Genomic DNA, 15,907 nt, shown 5'->3' with positions numbered 1-15,907 from the left:
GTTTTCATTATAGTAAACCGGCCATTTTTCAGCATGACCGGCTCTTTGCGGTCTTTAGATCAGCTTATGCGCAAACCATTTTTCCCCTCTGAACCGCCACAGAAAAACAGCCCCGCGGACGGCCCACTCGCTGTTCATCGCAATCCAGACTCCCAGTACACCGAAGCCGAGCACGATTCCCAGAACATAGCCAAAAACAACCCGGAACAGCCACATCGTCAGCATCGAGGTAATGGAGGTGAACCGTGAATCCCCTGCGGCCCGCAGTGCCGACGGCAAAATAAAGCTGACCGCCCACAGCGGAACCTGGGCAATGGCATTGACCAGCAGCACTATAAACAAATCATCAATAATTTCCGGAGGCGGAGAAAAGATTGACACCAGCGGGTGGAACAGCGGCATCAGAATCAGGGCGATCAGAGCCAGAGAGCCGGAACCGATCCAGAGGAAGGATTTGATGAACTTTCTGGCATCGGCGACATTCCCCCTCCCGATACTCTGGCCGACAACCGTCACAATGGTCAGCGACAGCGCACTGGCCGGTATCTGGAACACCATGGCTAATGAGCCGGCTATGGCATTGGTTGCGATGGCATACGTACCCAGGCTTACAATGAAGATCTGGGTCAGCAGCTTCCCGCCGTTAAAAAACATCTGCTCCGCCGCAAACGGCACACCGATGAACATAATTTTGCGCAGCATGCTGAGCGGAATATGGAGCAGATCGCGGGCACGTACACGCAGAGCGGTGTCGAGTTTGAACAGATAGACAAGGGCACAGATCATCCCTGCGTACCGCGCAATATTAACCGCCAGCGTCATGCCCAGCACACCCATATCCAGCAGATTTATAAAAATAATGTTCAAGAGCACATACAACAGGTTCATGATCAGCGACAGCATCAGGGAAGCCCGCGTCCGGCCCACGCCCCGCAGCGCACCGCATACGGCCTGAACCACAGCGATCCCCAGATAGGAGATGCTGCTGCCGATCATATAAATCCGGGCATTGTCCAGCACATCGGCGGAGGCAGACCCGAACAAAAGATTCAATATCGGCGAGTGGAAGCCCATGAGCAATAGACCGATACCCACGGCGATCAGCGAGACTGAAGTAACGGAGCCCGCAGCAGCCTGTGACACCATCCGGTCATTTCCGCTGCCTTTATACTGCGCAACCACCACTGTACCGCCGGTCGCAATCGCCACAAATACGTTGATCAGAAAAATATTAAGGGAATCCACCATATTCACCGCACTGACCGCCGCCATCCCGGACGAGCTGATCATCGCCGTATTTACGAGATTTAGCCCGATGATGAAAGCCTGATCAATCAGAATTGGGAGAAACAGGGCGATAATCTGCCTGTAATCCATCCCTTCCCCGGAAAGGTGTTTCTCCAGCCATTTTTTGTGTGGTATTCGAGCCTGAAGCTGCATAAATAGATCACATTCTTTTCTGTAGGATTAGAGTGCGCGAAATACATTCCTTCCAGTTTACTACAAATTCTGACTTTCGTCTGTTATCCGGGTGATAACCGGTATTTACCACAGACACCTTCTATGTAAAAAAGCAATAACCCGCAGGCGTATGCCAGGCAGGTTATTGCTTGGGTACTTTTGTATGACAGGCGCAATCCATGGCGTGCAGCCGTGCTTTTACTTGAGTACGGCCTTACAGCGCCACTTCCCCGCCCGGGTACAGGGTGGAGCTGTACAGCCGCTTTGGCTGCGGCAGCGGCCGGCCCGGATGGACCGCCGCAAGCGGAAGCGGCTCGCCGGCATAGACTGCAGCCAGTTCATCCGTGTAAATGATAACCTGCTCCGTGCCGCTGCCGAGTAGATCCCCGTGCACGGCATAACCCTGCTCGGCGAACTGTGCAACCCTATTCATCTTCCCGTCGTAAAGCGCCGGAAGCACGCCTTCCCCGCGCCGGTACGCCAGAATATAATCCGGAGCGTTCTTCCAGAATGTGCTGACTGCATCAACGATCGTCAGCCAGCCGTCTGTGGTTCGCTCCTCTTTCCACAGCTCCTTGCCGTTCTGATCCAGCAGGAACATGGCGTCTTTTCCCTTGAGGCCCTTGCCGTCATCCTCTCGGACCATGCGGTCAAGCCCGGCAATCTGCAGTCCCGGCAGTTCAGGGCAGAAGCGTCCAAGCGCCAGATGCTGGGATTCAATGGAGCCGTCGTACCGCCACAGCTCCAGCCCGTCCCGGTCATACATTACCGTAACACTTCCCCCGACAACCAGCTCGGGAAGACCGTCGCCGTTAACATCCCCGACCCAGAGGCAATCCGCATGATCGTCCAGATCACGGCAGCTCCATTTCAGCTGTCCGTCAGCATCCAGCAGATCGTACCCGGCCATGACCTCATCGCGTCCGTCACCGTCCAGATCATACACCCACGGATAATGGCCTACATTGCCTTCGTGGGTCCATAGCAGCTGAAGGTTTTTGTCCAGCGCCCACAGCCGGTGATAGCGGTCCTTGAGGATAATGTCGGAAGGGTGCGCATTACCGCTCAGGTTGGCAATAATAATGCAGTCATGGGCTTCAGCGGACGGAAGCTCATGGACTGCCTTTACTTTTCCCGTTGCCCCTTCCAGGATCTGCAGCTTATCGTCCATTACACACAGCACCTCGAGCGCACCGTCACCATCAATATCATAGATTTGGGCCGGATAATCCGAGCCCTGGCTGCCTGCGCCTGCATCCGGCTTCCCCGTCTGCCACAGCAGCCGGCCGTCCAGATCAAAAGCGCTCAGGCACTGCACCTGATGGGGAATATATCTTACATCCTGACGGTTATCAGGCTGAACCAGCAGCAGCTCAGCCCTGCCGTCCCCGTCCAGATCACCCAGCAGCATTTTGCATCTTGGCCCGGCGGCCGAAATGTCGATCCCGGCCAGCCGGTGCAAGGCCTGATCGCCTTCAGCCGGACTGCCCGCTTTATTCGTATTATTCACAGTAGTTCCTCCTTGTCTCCCGTCCGTTTGCCCCGCCAGCGGCAGGTGCAAGCGGTCTCTTCCAGCCTGCTTCAATAATTAACCCAAGTCCACCGTCTGCCCGCCCGGCACTTCAACGATTTGACCGTCAACCTCCAGCCACACTGCGGCAGCGTTCGGATTGTATACAAAATCCCGGCTTGCCGAAAAGATCAGATTCCGGCAGGCCTTCATATAATGGACAAACTCCAGATTAGTAGCGTACCAGATGTCATCGCGTCCGCCGGCCATGGCGCAGAATTGCTCCATCAGCTCCCAGTTATCATCATTGTCGAATTCATAGCTGTGGCCCCAAACATACATCAGGTACAGGTACTGACGTTTGTGCAGGGCGATAAAATTCTCCCCGTGCTCAAGCAGGTTCCTGTTGTGGTGGCAGGTCGCCGCCCATTCGAGCCAATCTTCCGGGAGGCCGAAGCCGCCGGTGCTCTGCACGGTCCGGGCATACTCCATGCCCAGATGCGGCAGCAGCTTCTTGATCTCGGCGGTATACGACCCGTTCGGGTATGACATCCCGCGGACCGGCTGATGCAGCAGCGCCTCAAGCGCCTTGCGGTCCTCCATAATCTCCTCAACGATGAATTCCTGCGGGCAGCGGGCCATCGTCGGATGCCGCCGCGTATGGGCGCTGACTTCATGACCTTTATACAGCTGAGGCAGCTCCTCCGCTGTAATCCGGTCCCCTTCTCCCAGCAGGCCGGAATTTAGGTGAAAGGTTCCTTTAATCCCGTATTTGTTAAACAGGCCGACCAGCCGCTCATCGGCCCGTCTGCCGTCATCATAGCTCATTGTCAGCGCCTTGTGCCGGCCTTGCGGATAGCAGTAATACACTCCGGGCATTGCTGTTACGCCTCCTTGGATATGGATCGTTGTATCCCATGTAAAATAGTTGAATTTATCGTCATTTCGGGCCGCATTCACCGAATTCAAAGGCATTTTGCCCCTTCAATACTTACTATGCGCCCGTGCCTGGCGGCTTCCGATCCTTTCAGGGCGCATACACAATCAGATCACTGTACTCAGCAATCAGCGGCGCCATCTGGCGGAAGCCGATCCGGCCGCCGGCCAGCAGCGGACCACATGAGCCGTCATCTGTCCACTGCAGCAGCGGCAGTCCGTTGATGGCGAAAGTTACTGCAGCGCCCTGCTTCACTACCAGCATCTCGTAGGCTTCATTCATATCGGCAACATCCGGCAGCGGATCAGCCCCCTGGGCGACCAGATGAAAGCCGTAGCTTTTGCGAAGGTTACATGTATGAAAGGATCGCTCCTCCTCCCACATCCGCCGGAAATAGGAGATATGGAAAGCATTCATCTCCCCGTGATGATACTGGTCATACTCCCCTGTCCGCACGGGCAGCGACGGGTCAAACAGATCCTTGCCCCCGGCACCGGCGGCAGCGAAGAACAGAATGGCCAGTCCAGGCTCGCGCAGCGGCCGGAATGTCCACGACACTGCCAGGTCCCCCGGAAAAACCTCAGGGCACCAGAACACAACATTCGCCTTCTGCCCCTCCGAAGCAGCCCGGGTGCTCTCCAGCCGTAACCGGCCCATCGGAAAGGTTACGGCCCCGTCCCCCTCCATCCGGAAACCGGCCGTTTGCTCCGGGCCCGTCAGCGTATTGCGGTATATCTCCCGCCACTGCTCGGGGATGAGCGCCTTATTCTGCTGAGCAGTCATTCTTTTGCCCCCTTCACGGGATCCCGCTCCGGCAGAGCTTCGGCAATCAGCTCCAGCGCTATGATCGTATTGAGCGACCATTGGGAGGCTTCATTGGTATTCATCCAGCCGATTTCATTCAGCTCTTCCATGTAAGTGACCAGTGTCTGCTCTTCCTGCAGATTGACGGCTCCGAACGGATTCTCTAGCAGGATGTTCCAGCAGCGGTCAGCCGTTGTCCGGTCATCCTTGTACCAGGCCCCGTAAGCAGCAATGGCGACACTCAGCACAGGATGTTCGAACCGCAGCTTGCCTGTAATTGCCCCTCCTGCATAAGCATCCTTTTCTTCTTGAGGCAGATTGTAGAACACGCCAAACTCAGCGAGCATATCCTCCCACTCCGGGTCCTCCAGCATCATGGCCAGCTCAAACCACACCTGCGGCCCGCCCATGCAGATTGCCAGATGCCGGCCCCAGTTATCATCGCCCATCGGGCTGAGGATGCCGGTCTTCGGATCATAGCCGTAGGTTGGACCGGAGATCAGCCGCAGATTGGCTGCTTTGATGCAGTCTATCCCAGTCATTATTTTGTCTCGGTAAGCCGTATCTTCGTATCGTTCCCACCTTGTCATCCAGTTGGAGCTGAACGCCGCCCAGTCCGGGCCAACCCGCACATGCGTCGGAAATTCATCCTTGGGAAAATAAGCCCGCATCGGGTCCAGCGTAACGGTCGTATAATCGGCATCCTTTACACTGTCCATGATGTCGCCGGTCCGCTCATCGCCGGTAAGATAATAGTAATACCGGTGCAATCCGGCCATCGCAATCCGCGCTTCCTTGCAGCCGCAGCCCCAGTGCACAACATTATGCCGCGAGCCGAGGCCTGCATACTCCCCGAAATGGTACACATCCACCTCGCTCGTATGCCGTGTCATCGCCTCGGCCATACGGAAAATGTCAGCGCGCCCGGTCCGCAAAAAGCTCACCCACAGCCACATATTCGGCACCAGCTCCGCATTCTGCCAGGCGCAGCCGCCGAGGTCATAGTTCCAGACATGGCGCACCGGATCATAGCTGTGCATGAAGTCGCCGTAATCCCACAGGCCATACCATTTGCGCTGCTCTACCTCTGCCTGGTAGAAGGAAATGATCCCGTCCAGCCGCTCCTCCAGATAAGCCTTGGCCGGTGTACTCCTGTCGGGCAGGCTCCATAGGCCAAACGCCCGGCTGCGGTGATAATACTCCGGTTCACAGACGAGGAGCGGCGGTTGATCCGACATCTGCTGCATCCGCTGCAGAGCGGCCGAATCCGGTGTTCCCGAAGTGCACCACAGGGTCAGCTCACTGGTGTTGGCAATACCGTACGGGGTAGCCCGCAGCTCCTCGGCACCTTCATACGAGGACTCCACATGCGTCTTTGTATCATAGTGGCGCAGATCCATGACCGGTACCTCCGGCGACCAGAACCAGACGGTCAGCGCAGCCTCATTACCGGAAAGGCCGCTGAGCTCAAGGCCGGATGGGCACTTCCGCCAGAAGTCCTTCACTCCGGCGGCCAGCCCGCCGCACTCTGAGCCGACATAGCCAAGCCCTCCGGCACGCCGCCCTTCCGCTCCCTTGATCCAGACACAGTCCGGTCCGGTACGCTTATGAACTGCATAATGCTCGGAGGAATCCTGAACGAGACGGAAGCTGTCCCACACTGCCGAATCCCGCAGCAGCCCGGTGAAATAAGCATCCTCCTCCGGGTCAAACTGCAGTCTGCGGCCTTCCAGCTGGGCCGCGAACAGCTCCGCATATTTGCCTTTGGTTCTGCGGGTATGGAGCGTCTTGGGCGATTCACTGAAGCTGCCTTCGCTGCCCGCGAACCGGATATGGCGGTTGTACAGCGGGCCGTTGAGCGGCACCTTGAACAGGATGCCCAGCCCCTTGATGAAGTCCTGGTGCGGATTGCCGTCGTAATGGAAGGTATGCACCAGCCGGATCGTCTCAAGTCCGGCATAGAAATACAGCCGCAGCGTATAGGGAATCCATTCCCCGACTCCGCTGCGGCTGCGGTGCCGTCCCTCCAGGCGGATAACGGCGCGCAGCGGCCCTGATTCCTCCAGCACAGCCTGTCCGGTTTCGCCGGTGAACCGCTCCTGCCGCAGGGTAAGGGCACCGCTGAGCCTATCCCGCTGCTCCCTCACACAGACCAGCTCGCTTCCGCTGCATACCAGATGCTCTGCTTTCACATTAGAATCCTTTAAACATCCGGAATATCCGTAATTGCTTTCCGGATTTCCCTTCCCTGCCGGGCTGCTATCCCGTTCCAGCCTCCTGCGGATGATCCGCGACACCAGCTCCGCACCGCGTTTTTCCACGGTACATACAATCGATCCAGTGTCCACGACGAAGGCAGCCTCTGTATCCTGAACAGATACCTTTGCTGCGTACTGGACCTCCTGCGGCTCCGCCCCCCGCTCCAGCACGTACCCTTCCGTACTGCCCTCCGGGCAGACCGCGGAATGGAGTGACCATTTAATGCTGCCGTCCGGCCAATAAGCGGCCGGACGGCTTTGCAGCGGCAGACGGGAATTGTCCCCTTGTCCGTCAAGATATAGAGCAGAGAGCCCTTCGCGGTTCAGCTCTCCTTTGATCCAGGGAACTCCCCACGTAACTCCTGCAGCCGCTGCAGGTTTATTCAGCCAGTGTAATCGGATCGGCAAGGCTGAGGACAAAGCTGTCATCTCCTTTTGGGCGCATCACACAGCGGGCGGTACGGGCGCAGGAAGGCGGCCTTCAGGCACGTTCCGGCATCCCATGCCCGCCCTTACCGGGTTCCCGCATCCTTCTCCCCTTCATGCCGGCTAAGCTCACGGTAGCGTGTCGGTGTGATGTCCTCCTGTTTTTTGAATATCCGGTTAAAATAGCTCTGCTGATAGCCGACCTGCAGCGCAACATCGTTCATTTTGAGATCTGTGTCGCGCAGCAGCTCCTTCGCTTTTTCAATTCTGATCCCGGTTAAATAATCGATAAAATTCTGCCCGGTAACCCGCTTGAAGGATTTGCTGAGCAGGAACGGGCTGGTGCCCGTATAATCCGCACAGCTGTCCAGTGAGATATTGTCCATATAATGCTCCTGAATGTACAGCATAGCCTGGTCAATCGTCCGCCGGATTCCGGCGTCGGAACGCTCGGACAGCTCCTTCAGGAAAGGCGAGACCACGTGATTGCGGAACCAGGGCAGGATCATGCCCGGCTCATGGATCTGTGACAGGCCGGCATAAAGGTTCCTGCCTTTGAACAGCTGGTTCGGCGCAATCCCTGCTTCCAGCACCGCATGCTGTACTGCACCGAGCAGATGCAGCATGCCCTGCTGCACATCAATGACCTTGGCGCCGTCAGCGGACAGCGTGGCGAGGAATTCCTCCAGCAGCCGGTCTGCCTCCTCCGCCTCGCCGGTGCGCAGCGCCTGAATCAGTCCGCGTTCCAGAGTGAACGAATACTGCGGCATATGGGTGCCCTCTCCTTCCCGCTCCAGTTGCTCCAGGCTGACCACCTGGTTGCCGCCCCCGTATCTGCGGTGGCTGGCTGCCTGCTTGGCTGCTTCAAAGGACCGGGGAATCGCGGAGATGCTGTCGATCGGCGCACTGTAGGCTACGGTAGCCTGCAGCTTAAGCATCCGGTTGATCGTGGCCGCCAGCTCTTCCCCGAACGCCTGCACCCTTGCCGTCTCCGGAGCGCCTCCCGGTCCAATCAGCAGAATGCCTGCTGTAAGATTGTGCAGATTAACGGTCTCGGCGCGCTCGAAACGCTCAGCCGCCAGTTCCCCGATAATGTTCACCGCCGCAAAGGACACCAGACTCTCGTCGCCGCTGCGGAACTTGCCCTCCAGGCTGGATATGCCGGTAAGCTGAATGTACAGCACCACAAAGACGCAGTTCTCCACATCCCATTTATATTGCTTCATCCGGCTCTGCAGCTCCTGCTCAGAAAATCCATATAAGTAGCCTTGGAACAGCTGGTGGAGAAAGCTGCGCTGCACATGCGGCAGCTGCTCCGACAGGGTATATTGCAGGGCATTCTGCTGACCGTGCAGATTCTGCCAGTGCCGCTCGATCAGCGTCATCTCATCCTCCCGGCCTTCACAGACATCATGCTCAGGGAGCAGCGTCTGCAGCAGGCGGCGGAAGGGGGAATAGATTTTGCGGGAAGCGATCCACGACAGGACAGCTGCGAGCAGCAGAGCGCTCAGGCTGACCATAATAATGGTCCGGGAAAGCTCCACCACGGGAGAGGTTATACTGGAAATAGGCGAAGCCGATACATACATCCATTCACTGGCAATCCGGGAAAAATCGCCGTAAGTCACCGCATAGGTGACCCCGTCCCAGTCATACAGGAATGATGTGCTGTTTCCGCTGCCCCTTGCTTCAATAGCCGCCTGCAGCGAGTTGACAAATGGCGCGGCGGCACCGCCAGTACCGCTCCCGGAGATGAACAGGCCCCCTGATTTTTGCAGCATATACACCTCTCCGCTGTTATACGGGGTCATGGTCCGCAGCATATCCGAGACCCTCTGCGTATCCATCCGCAGCAGCAATACCCCGAACGGCTCAAGGCTGCCGCCGGGAATATGATGCACAAGAGTCAGCTCTTTTTGCTGAGGCTTGGCCGTATCAAAAGCCGGCTCCGTCCAGTAGGTGCTTTGCTCGGTCTTCATCAGCTTTTCGTAAACGGCAGCTTCGCTGGAAGTAACCGTACCGTACTCTGTGTTAAACAGCACGGGACGGTCTCCGGACAGATAGAGCTCCACCTGCCGTGCCATGGAATTGGAGCCCTGCATGACCACCAGCGTCTTGGTGATATCCCAGGCCCGCTCGTGGTTCATGGTAAAGTCCATATTCTTCAGGCTGTAGTCGAATTTCGGATCAAAAGCCCAGTGGGCCAGCATCAGCTCCAGATTGGACAGCTGGTCATCAATATTGGCGGCACGCTGCTCGATCTGCCGGTTATGCATTTCGAGCAGCTCCTCCTCCAGGCTTCCGCCAGCCATCCAATACACAAGCAATCCTATAATCAGGCCGGGAATGGACGAGACGATCAGCACAATAATCAGATTATTGCGGTAATACCGGCCTGTACGGCCCGCCCATATCCGTTTGTAGCCTTTGCGTTTCACTGCTGTTGTTGTATTCTCCATGTGTATTCACCAGCCGAATTCATAGTTTGGCATTGCAGCCTTGCGGCGTTAATGAGGCTACTTCCAGCCGGTGCATGGAGCGCGGCCGGACGCTATTTAGCCGTCTTTGCGTACAATTCGTTCATTTCTTTTACCAGATCGTCCCCGCCCGTCTTCCGCCATACATCAAAGGCTGCCTTCAGGCCGGCCTCGTCAATTTGTCCGACAATATACTTGATGCGCGCATCGTTGATGACATTATCAAGCTGTGAGCCTTTTTGCGTATATACGGTAGAGATCAGCGCTTCAGCCGGATTGACAACAATGGTTGCTTTATTTTCTTCCTGCACCTTGGTTTGTTTATCCCGCAGCGGGGTCTGTTTAATCTGCTTCGCGTCCTTTGCATTCTCGTCAGGAATATAAGGGATCATCTGGTTAAGCCCTTCCACTTCGGATTCGAGCAGGACGGTGTCAGCTGAACGTTCAACGAATCCATCTACCAGGTTGTAATGGACACCCTCAAGCCCGTATCCCAGCAGCGTCTGCAGATCTCCGTCGTTCACCTGATCCAGGAAGGCCAGTACACGCTTCAGCTCATCCTCTGTTTTGACGGAGGATTTCGGAATAGCCAGCATACCGGAGAATCCGGAGGTAGGGAGTGTATGGAGCTGTCCGTCCGCCCCTGTAACGCCGCCCATGACATCCATGTAGTGACGGTCAGGCTCGTCTTTGCCTTCTTTTTGGAGTGCAGCATGGATCTTGTCGTCAATACGGGCCGCAGTGTCCACTACATCGACAATAACGCCGGCCTGGTTGTTCACAACCGGATCATTCCATTTGGAGCTGTCCATAACCGCGAAGTCGGAGTTAATCAGCTTCTCGTCGTACAGCTTTTTCATAAATTCAAGCGCTTCCAAATATTCAGGATATTCATGCTCAGGAACGAGCTTGCCATCCTGCACACCCCATCTGTTCGGGGAACCGAACCACAGCTTGATCGTATCGAAGCCGCTGGCCCAGCCGCCTGTCCACTTCACCATTACCATGCCGTAGGTGTCATCCTTGCCGTTGCCGTCCGGATCCTGCTCTTTAAACGCTTTCAGCATATTGTAGAATTCATCCACGGTCTGCGGATTCGCAAGCCCCAGCTTCTCCAGCCAGTCTTTGCGGAATACGACACCGTTGCGGCCCAGCGCCCGGCCTCTGTAAATCCCGTAGTTTTTGCCGTCAATGGCCGAGTTGTTCAAAATAACCGGGTCGGCCTTGCTCAGGTTAGGATAATCCTTGAGGTAAGGTCCAACTTCCCAGAAAGCGCCCGATCTTGCTGCATTTACAAAGCTTGAAGCCTTGACATCGCCTACATAAATAATATCGGGGAGCTTGCCTGAAGCAAGCGTAATGTTAAATTTATCGGTATACGAAGCATTTGGCACCCATTCAAAATGGATGTTCGTACCCGTCAGCTCCTCCAGCTTGGCCGCAACCGGGCTGTCATCCTTCGGATAATTCGTTTTAAAAATCGGCAGCATCAGCGTCAGATCCAGCGGTTTCTCTGCTTCTGCTCCCGTTGTTGTTTCAGGCTTGGCTGTTCCTTCACTGCCTGCAGCCCCGTTTGTTCCTGCTGCATTATTGTTTCCGCCGTTGCTTCCGCAGCCTGACATCACACTTACAATCATAATTGTTGACAGTAGTGTAAACAACCGCTTTTTGAATTTAATGGAACTCTTTCCTTTTGAACTTTGATTTTTCATGATTGGCCTCCCTTTATTTGTTAGCATAACATGTTTACCTTTTTAGCCTTTAACCGAACCGAGCATCACCCCTTTGGCGAAGTGTTTTTGCAGAAACGGATAGACGCACATAATCGGAAGTGTACCGACCACGATAACTGCCATTTTGATCGACTGCTCCGGCGGCTGTACAAAATTCGGGTCCATGGAGCTGAGATCGCCGGCTGCCGACTGGGACAGCATAACGATCTGGCGCAGCATGACCTGCAGCGGCCACTTGGACGGATCATTGATATATAACAGCGCAGAGAAGAAGTTGTTCCAGTGTCCGACGGCATAAAAAAGAGTAAAGGTCGCAAGCACCGGCTTCGAGAGCGGCAGTACGATTTTCCATAGCAGACCCAGCTCGCTGCAGCCGTCAATCCGCGCCGCCTCCTCCATTTCGACCGGAATCTCCTGGAAGAAGTTTTTAACGATAATCAGATTGAAGGCGCTGATTGCCCCAGGCAGAATCAAGGCATTCAGGGTATCCAGCAGGTGGAGGTCACGGATTACCAGATAAGTGGGAATCATGCCGCCCCCGAACAGCATGGTGAAAATAACGAGATTAAGGAACAGATTGCGGCCCATCAGGTACCGTTTGGCCATCGGGTACGCCATGGTGACTGTAAAGAACAAATTCACTAGGGTTCCGATCACCGTTATATATAACGACACCCCGATGCTTCGGACAATCGTATCTGTAGAAAAGATGAATTTGTAAGCGTCAAAAGAGATTGTTGTCGGAATCAGGAAGACCGCACGCTTTGTAATTTCCGCTTCCGTCGCGAACGAACCGGCGACTACAAACAGGAACGGCAGGATGGCCGCGATTCCGATAATTCCAAGTATTAAATAGTTGAATACGTCAAAAGTAACCTCTCCGGCGCTTCGATATTGCTTCTTAACCACGCACGCAGCCTCCTTCTAATAAAGTCCTGATTCGCCGAACTTCTTGGCGAGCCAGTTGGTGCCGAGTACCAGCACAACGCCGATGACCGACTTGAACAGCCCGACCGCCGTACTGTAGCTGAATGCCCCCTGGGTAATCCCGAGTGCGTACACATACGTGTCGAATACCTCGGCCACTTCACGGTTAAGCGCATTCATCATCAGATAAATCTGCTCAAAGCCGTTGTCCAGAATGGTACCCATCCGCAGAATCAGCAGAATGACAATAGTGCTGCGGATTGCCGGCAATGTGATATGCCAGATCTGCCGCCAGCGGCTCGCCCCGTCCATTACTGCAGCTTCATATTGCTCCACATCAACGCCGGCCAGCGCAGCGAGGAAAATGATGGTGCCCCAGCCGCATTCCTTCCAGATCGTCTGCAGGATAATCAGCGGCCTGAACCAGTTCGGATCAGCCAGAAAGTCGATTTTGCTTCCTGTAACTGTGTACAGGAATTCATTGACTGCCCCGCCTTGAGTTGTCAGGAATACATAGGAGATACTCGCCACAATAACCATCGAAATGAAATGGGGCACATAGATCAGCGTCTGGATTGTCCGCTTATAGAAGGACAACCTGATTTCATTCAGCAGCAGCGCCAGTATAATCGGTGCCGGAAAAAAGAACACCAGATTAAGCAGAGACAATACTAGGGTGTTGCGCAGCAGCATGAAGAAATCCGGATTCTGGAAAAACGTGCGGAAATGTTCCAAACCCACCCATTCGCTTTTCCAGAAGCCCAGGAAAGGCTGAAAATCTTTGAAAGCGAGCAGTACTCCCCACATTGGCACGTATTTAAACAGCAGAAAATACAGGAGTCCCGGGGTCAGCAGGATATAGAGCCATTTGTCACGCTTCAGGCGTCTAAAGAAGACCTCCCGTCTGCTGCGGTAATTTGAAGCAGCATGTATTTCAGCTGTTCCGATTGCCGCTCCTTGCTTCATTACATTCACCTCCGATTGAATATGCAGCCCCGGCTTGCCTTCAGGGGGCTACGGTTCCCATTATGTCGGCGGCAGATTTTTCCGGCAATCAGACTTTTTGGACTGCCCTGCATCAGCACCGGTACAATCCGCTTCAAAAAAGTGCAAAGCGGGCAAAACTTTACTATTGCCGGCCTGGCAGGCAGCATCTATGATGCCGGAAGATCAATTCCCTCATTATAATCTCCTGGAGGTATGCTTAGTGAAGCATAAATTGTATTACGGCGCCGCATGGTACCCCGAGCTGTGGGGGGAGGCTGAACGGCAAGCCGATCTTCAGCTCATGAAGGAAACCGGAATCAATCTGGTCCGCATGGGCGAGTTCATCTGGTCAGAGCTGGAGCCGGAGGAGGATGTTATCGATGTCCGCCCGTTTGCCGGTCATATCCGCCAGCTGCATGATCACGGCATTGATACCATTATGTGTACTCCCACTGCAACGCCGCCTATATGGCTGACACACGGACATCCCGAGCGGCTGTTCGTCCGGGCGGACGGGGCCGTTATGAACCACGGGTCGCGGCAGCATATCTGCACGAACAACCCTTATTTCCGGCAGCGGGCCGCCATCATAGCCGGACATCTGGCCCGGGAGCTGGGCCGGCTGCCCGGTCTTGTGGCCTGGCAGCTCGACAACGAATTCAAAGCCCATGTGGCGGAATGCGTGTGCGATACCTGTAAGGTGCTGTGGCATAAGTGGCTGGAGCAGCGCTACGGGAGTATTGCCCGGCTGAATGAGGCTTGGGGAACAGCCGTCTGGAGCCATACCTATCAGGCATTTGATCAGGTGCCGCAGCCGGTGGCAACCCCCTTCCTGCATAACTCCTCACTCGTTACGATGTACCGGCTGTTCCAGATGGAAAAAATCGCTGAATTTGCGGCAGAGCAGGCAGGCATTCTCCGCGGGTATTCGGATGTTCCAATCACTCATAACAGCAGCGTTGCTTTTCATCTGGATAATGAGCAGCTATACCGGGAGCTGGATTTCGCGTCATATGACACCTATGCCTCCCAGGCCAACCGGCACGCCTATCTGCTGAACTGTGATCTGTGGCGCAATTTCAAGCCCGGCCGGGATTTCTGGCTGCTTGAGACAAGCCCGGCATACGCCGGGTCTCTTACGAGCTACGGACAGCCGCATCCGGACGGCTATCTCATTGCAGAAGCCGTATCTGCCTATGCGCTGGGCGCAGGCGCTTTTTGCTACTGGCTGTGGCGGCAGCAGCGCTCAGGCAGCGAGCAGACCCATAGCTCCATCCTCAGTGCCTGGGGCGAACCTGCGCTCGGCTTCGATAATGTGCGGGCCGCTTCGCGGGCCCGGCTGGCCATCGAGCCGCATATGCTGGCGACCCGGCCGGTGCAGGCAGAGGTTGCGGTAACCTATTCGGACCGCACAAAGGCTTTCCTTGCGACAGAGCCGCACCGGAAATTGAATTACCGCTCTCTGCTGAGCGATTTCTATAAGCGGATTGTGGACATGGGCATCCATCGCGATCTGGTTCCCGAAGGCGGCAGCCTCAGCGGCTATAAGCTGCTGTTCACTCCTTTTGTGCATTATTTGTCGCCGGAGTTTGTGGGAAAAGCCTTGGCGTTCGCCGAAGCCGGCGGCATCTGGATCGCCGGCCCGCTAAGCGGGGGCCGCACAGCCGAGCACACCCTGCATACCGATGCGGCCCTGGGTGAGCTGGAACGGTATGCAGGCGTGCATACCAAATACGTCTACCCGATGGAGGGAACCGGCAGCATCGGGAAGGCCTTTGGCCTGTCCGCGCCGCTGTCCTTATGGAGCGCGGTGTTTGAGCCGCTGCCCGGCGGGGCTTCCGTGATCGGCGAGATCACGGAGGGCCGGACGCCGGGCCTGGCTTTTGCGACCGAGCAGCAGTATGGCCGGGGGGCCATCGTCATGCTCGGCTCTTTGCCGGCCGGCGGGGACGGCGATCAGCTGCTGCGCGCGCTGATCGGGCATTACGCCGGCCGGGCCGGGGTGACGCTGCGCAGCGATGTCACCGCGGGCACGGTAGTGTGCCCGCGGCGCGGCAGCAGCGGCGAGCTGTGGACCGTCGTGAACATGGACGGTCTCGGGGGCAGGGTTACCCTGCCGCGCAGCGGGCAGGATGCTCTGGCGGGCCGGGCTGTGCCGGCCGGCCCGCTGACGCTCGGGCCGTATGAATACCGGCTCATCGCGCTGGAGGAATAAGGGCGCGGCGGTGCACCGCGAATCATTCGGAAGCGGGGAATACTGCAATAAACCCGGTGCATGTAATCCGGCACACAGGAATGGGGATGTGCGCGTTGGCCGTACATGAACGGGTGCTCCTGTTTGATCGCACATGCTTGCCGTCACACACTCGTCCCACCTATGTCTCACA

Annotated in this window: 10 protein-coding genes; 1 reads left to right on the top strand and 9 read right to left on the bottom strand. The window is 56.1% G+C overall.

The genetic code is table 11. From position 1 onward, the window contains the following. Positions 1-54: 54 nt before the first annotated feature. From BLR64_RS14130 to BLR64_RS14090, 9 genes are all read right to left on the bottom strand, one after another. A complete protein-coding gene (locus tag BLR64_RS14130; RefSeq protein ID WP_090715043.1) occupies positions 55-1,440 on the bottom strand; it encodes an MATE family efflux transporter in 1,386 nt (461 codons plus the stop codon). Positions 1,441-1,675: 235 nt separating this feature from the next. Further along, a complete protein-coding gene (locus BLR64_RS14125) occupies positions 1,676-2,872 on the bottom strand; it encodes a hypothetical protein (RefSeq protein WP_244157706.1) in 1,197 nt (398 codons plus the stop codon). A 177-nt stretch (positions 2,873-3,049) separates the two neighbouring features. Beyond that, the gene (locus BLR64_RS14120) at positions 3,050-3,850 is read right to left on the bottom strand and encodes a polysaccharide deacetylase family protein (protein WP_090715041.1); all 801 of its coding nucleotides are present in this window, start codon (positions 3,848-3,850) and stop codon (positions 3,050-3,052) included. Positions 3,851-3,998: 148 nt separating this feature from the next. Further along, the gene (locus BLR64_RS14115; RefSeq protein WP_090715040.1) at positions 3,999-4,691 is read right to left on the bottom strand and encodes a DUF1961 family protein; all 693 of its coding nucleotides are present in this window, start codon (positions 4,689-4,691) and stop codon (positions 3,999-4,001) included. Next, positions 4,688-7,399, bottom strand: coding sequence for an exo-rhamnogalacturonan lyase family protein (locus BLR64_RS14110; RefSeq protein WP_415841071.1), 2,712 nt, complete (start codon positions 7,397-7,399; stop codon positions 4,688-4,690). The genes BLR64_RS14115 and BLR64_RS14110 overlap by 4 nt, the downstream gene beginning before the upstream one ends. Positions 7,400-7,482: 83 nt before the next feature. Then, positions 7,483-9,855 carry a helix-turn-helix domain-containing protein gene (locus tag BLR64_RS14105; protein ID WP_090715037.1) on the bottom strand — a complete coding sequence of 791 codons (2,373 nt, stop codon included), beginning with the start codon at positions 9,853-9,855 and terminating at the stop codon, positions 7,483-7,485. Positions 9,856-9,947: 92 nt separating this feature from the next. Further along, on the bottom strand, positions 9,948-11,585 hold the full coding sequence (locus BLR64_RS14100; protein WP_244157704.1) for an extracellular solute-binding protein: 1,638 nt from the start codon (positions 11,583-11,585) through the stop codon (positions 9,948-9,950). A gap of 42 nt (positions 11,586-11,627) precedes the next feature. Further along, a complete protein-coding gene (locus tag BLR64_RS14095; RefSeq protein ID WP_090715035.1) occupies positions 11,628-12,515 on the bottom strand; it encodes a carbohydrate ABC transporter permease in 888 nt (295 codons plus the stop codon). A 15-nt stretch (positions 12,516-12,530) separates the two neighbouring features. After that, the gene (locus BLR64_RS14090) at positions 12,531-13,499 is read right to left on the bottom strand and encodes an ABC transporter permease (protein ID WP_068729168.1); all 969 of its coding nucleotides are present in this window, start codon (positions 13,497-13,499) and stop codon (positions 12,531-12,533) included. 241 nt (positions 13,500-13,740) lie between these two features. Here BLR64_RS14090 and BLR64_RS14085 point away from each other — a divergent pair, with 241 nt between their 5' ends. Continuing rightward, a complete protein-coding gene (locus BLR64_RS14085) occupies positions 13,741-15,735 on the top strand; it encodes a beta-galactosidase (RefSeq protein WP_279615464.1) in 1,995 nt (664 codons plus the stop codon). The last annotated feature ends 172 nt before the right edge of the window (positions 15,736-15,907 follow it).

Source organism: Paenibacillus typhae, from assembly GCF_900099765.1.
In the GTDB taxonomy this organism is placed as follows: domain Bacteria; phylum Bacillota; class Bacilli; order Paenibacillales; family Paenibacillaceae; genus Paenibacillus_AQ; species Paenibacillus_AQ typhae.
Note: the sequence above shows the minus strand (reverse complement) of the source record. Positions and strands in the feature narration are given on the sequence as shown.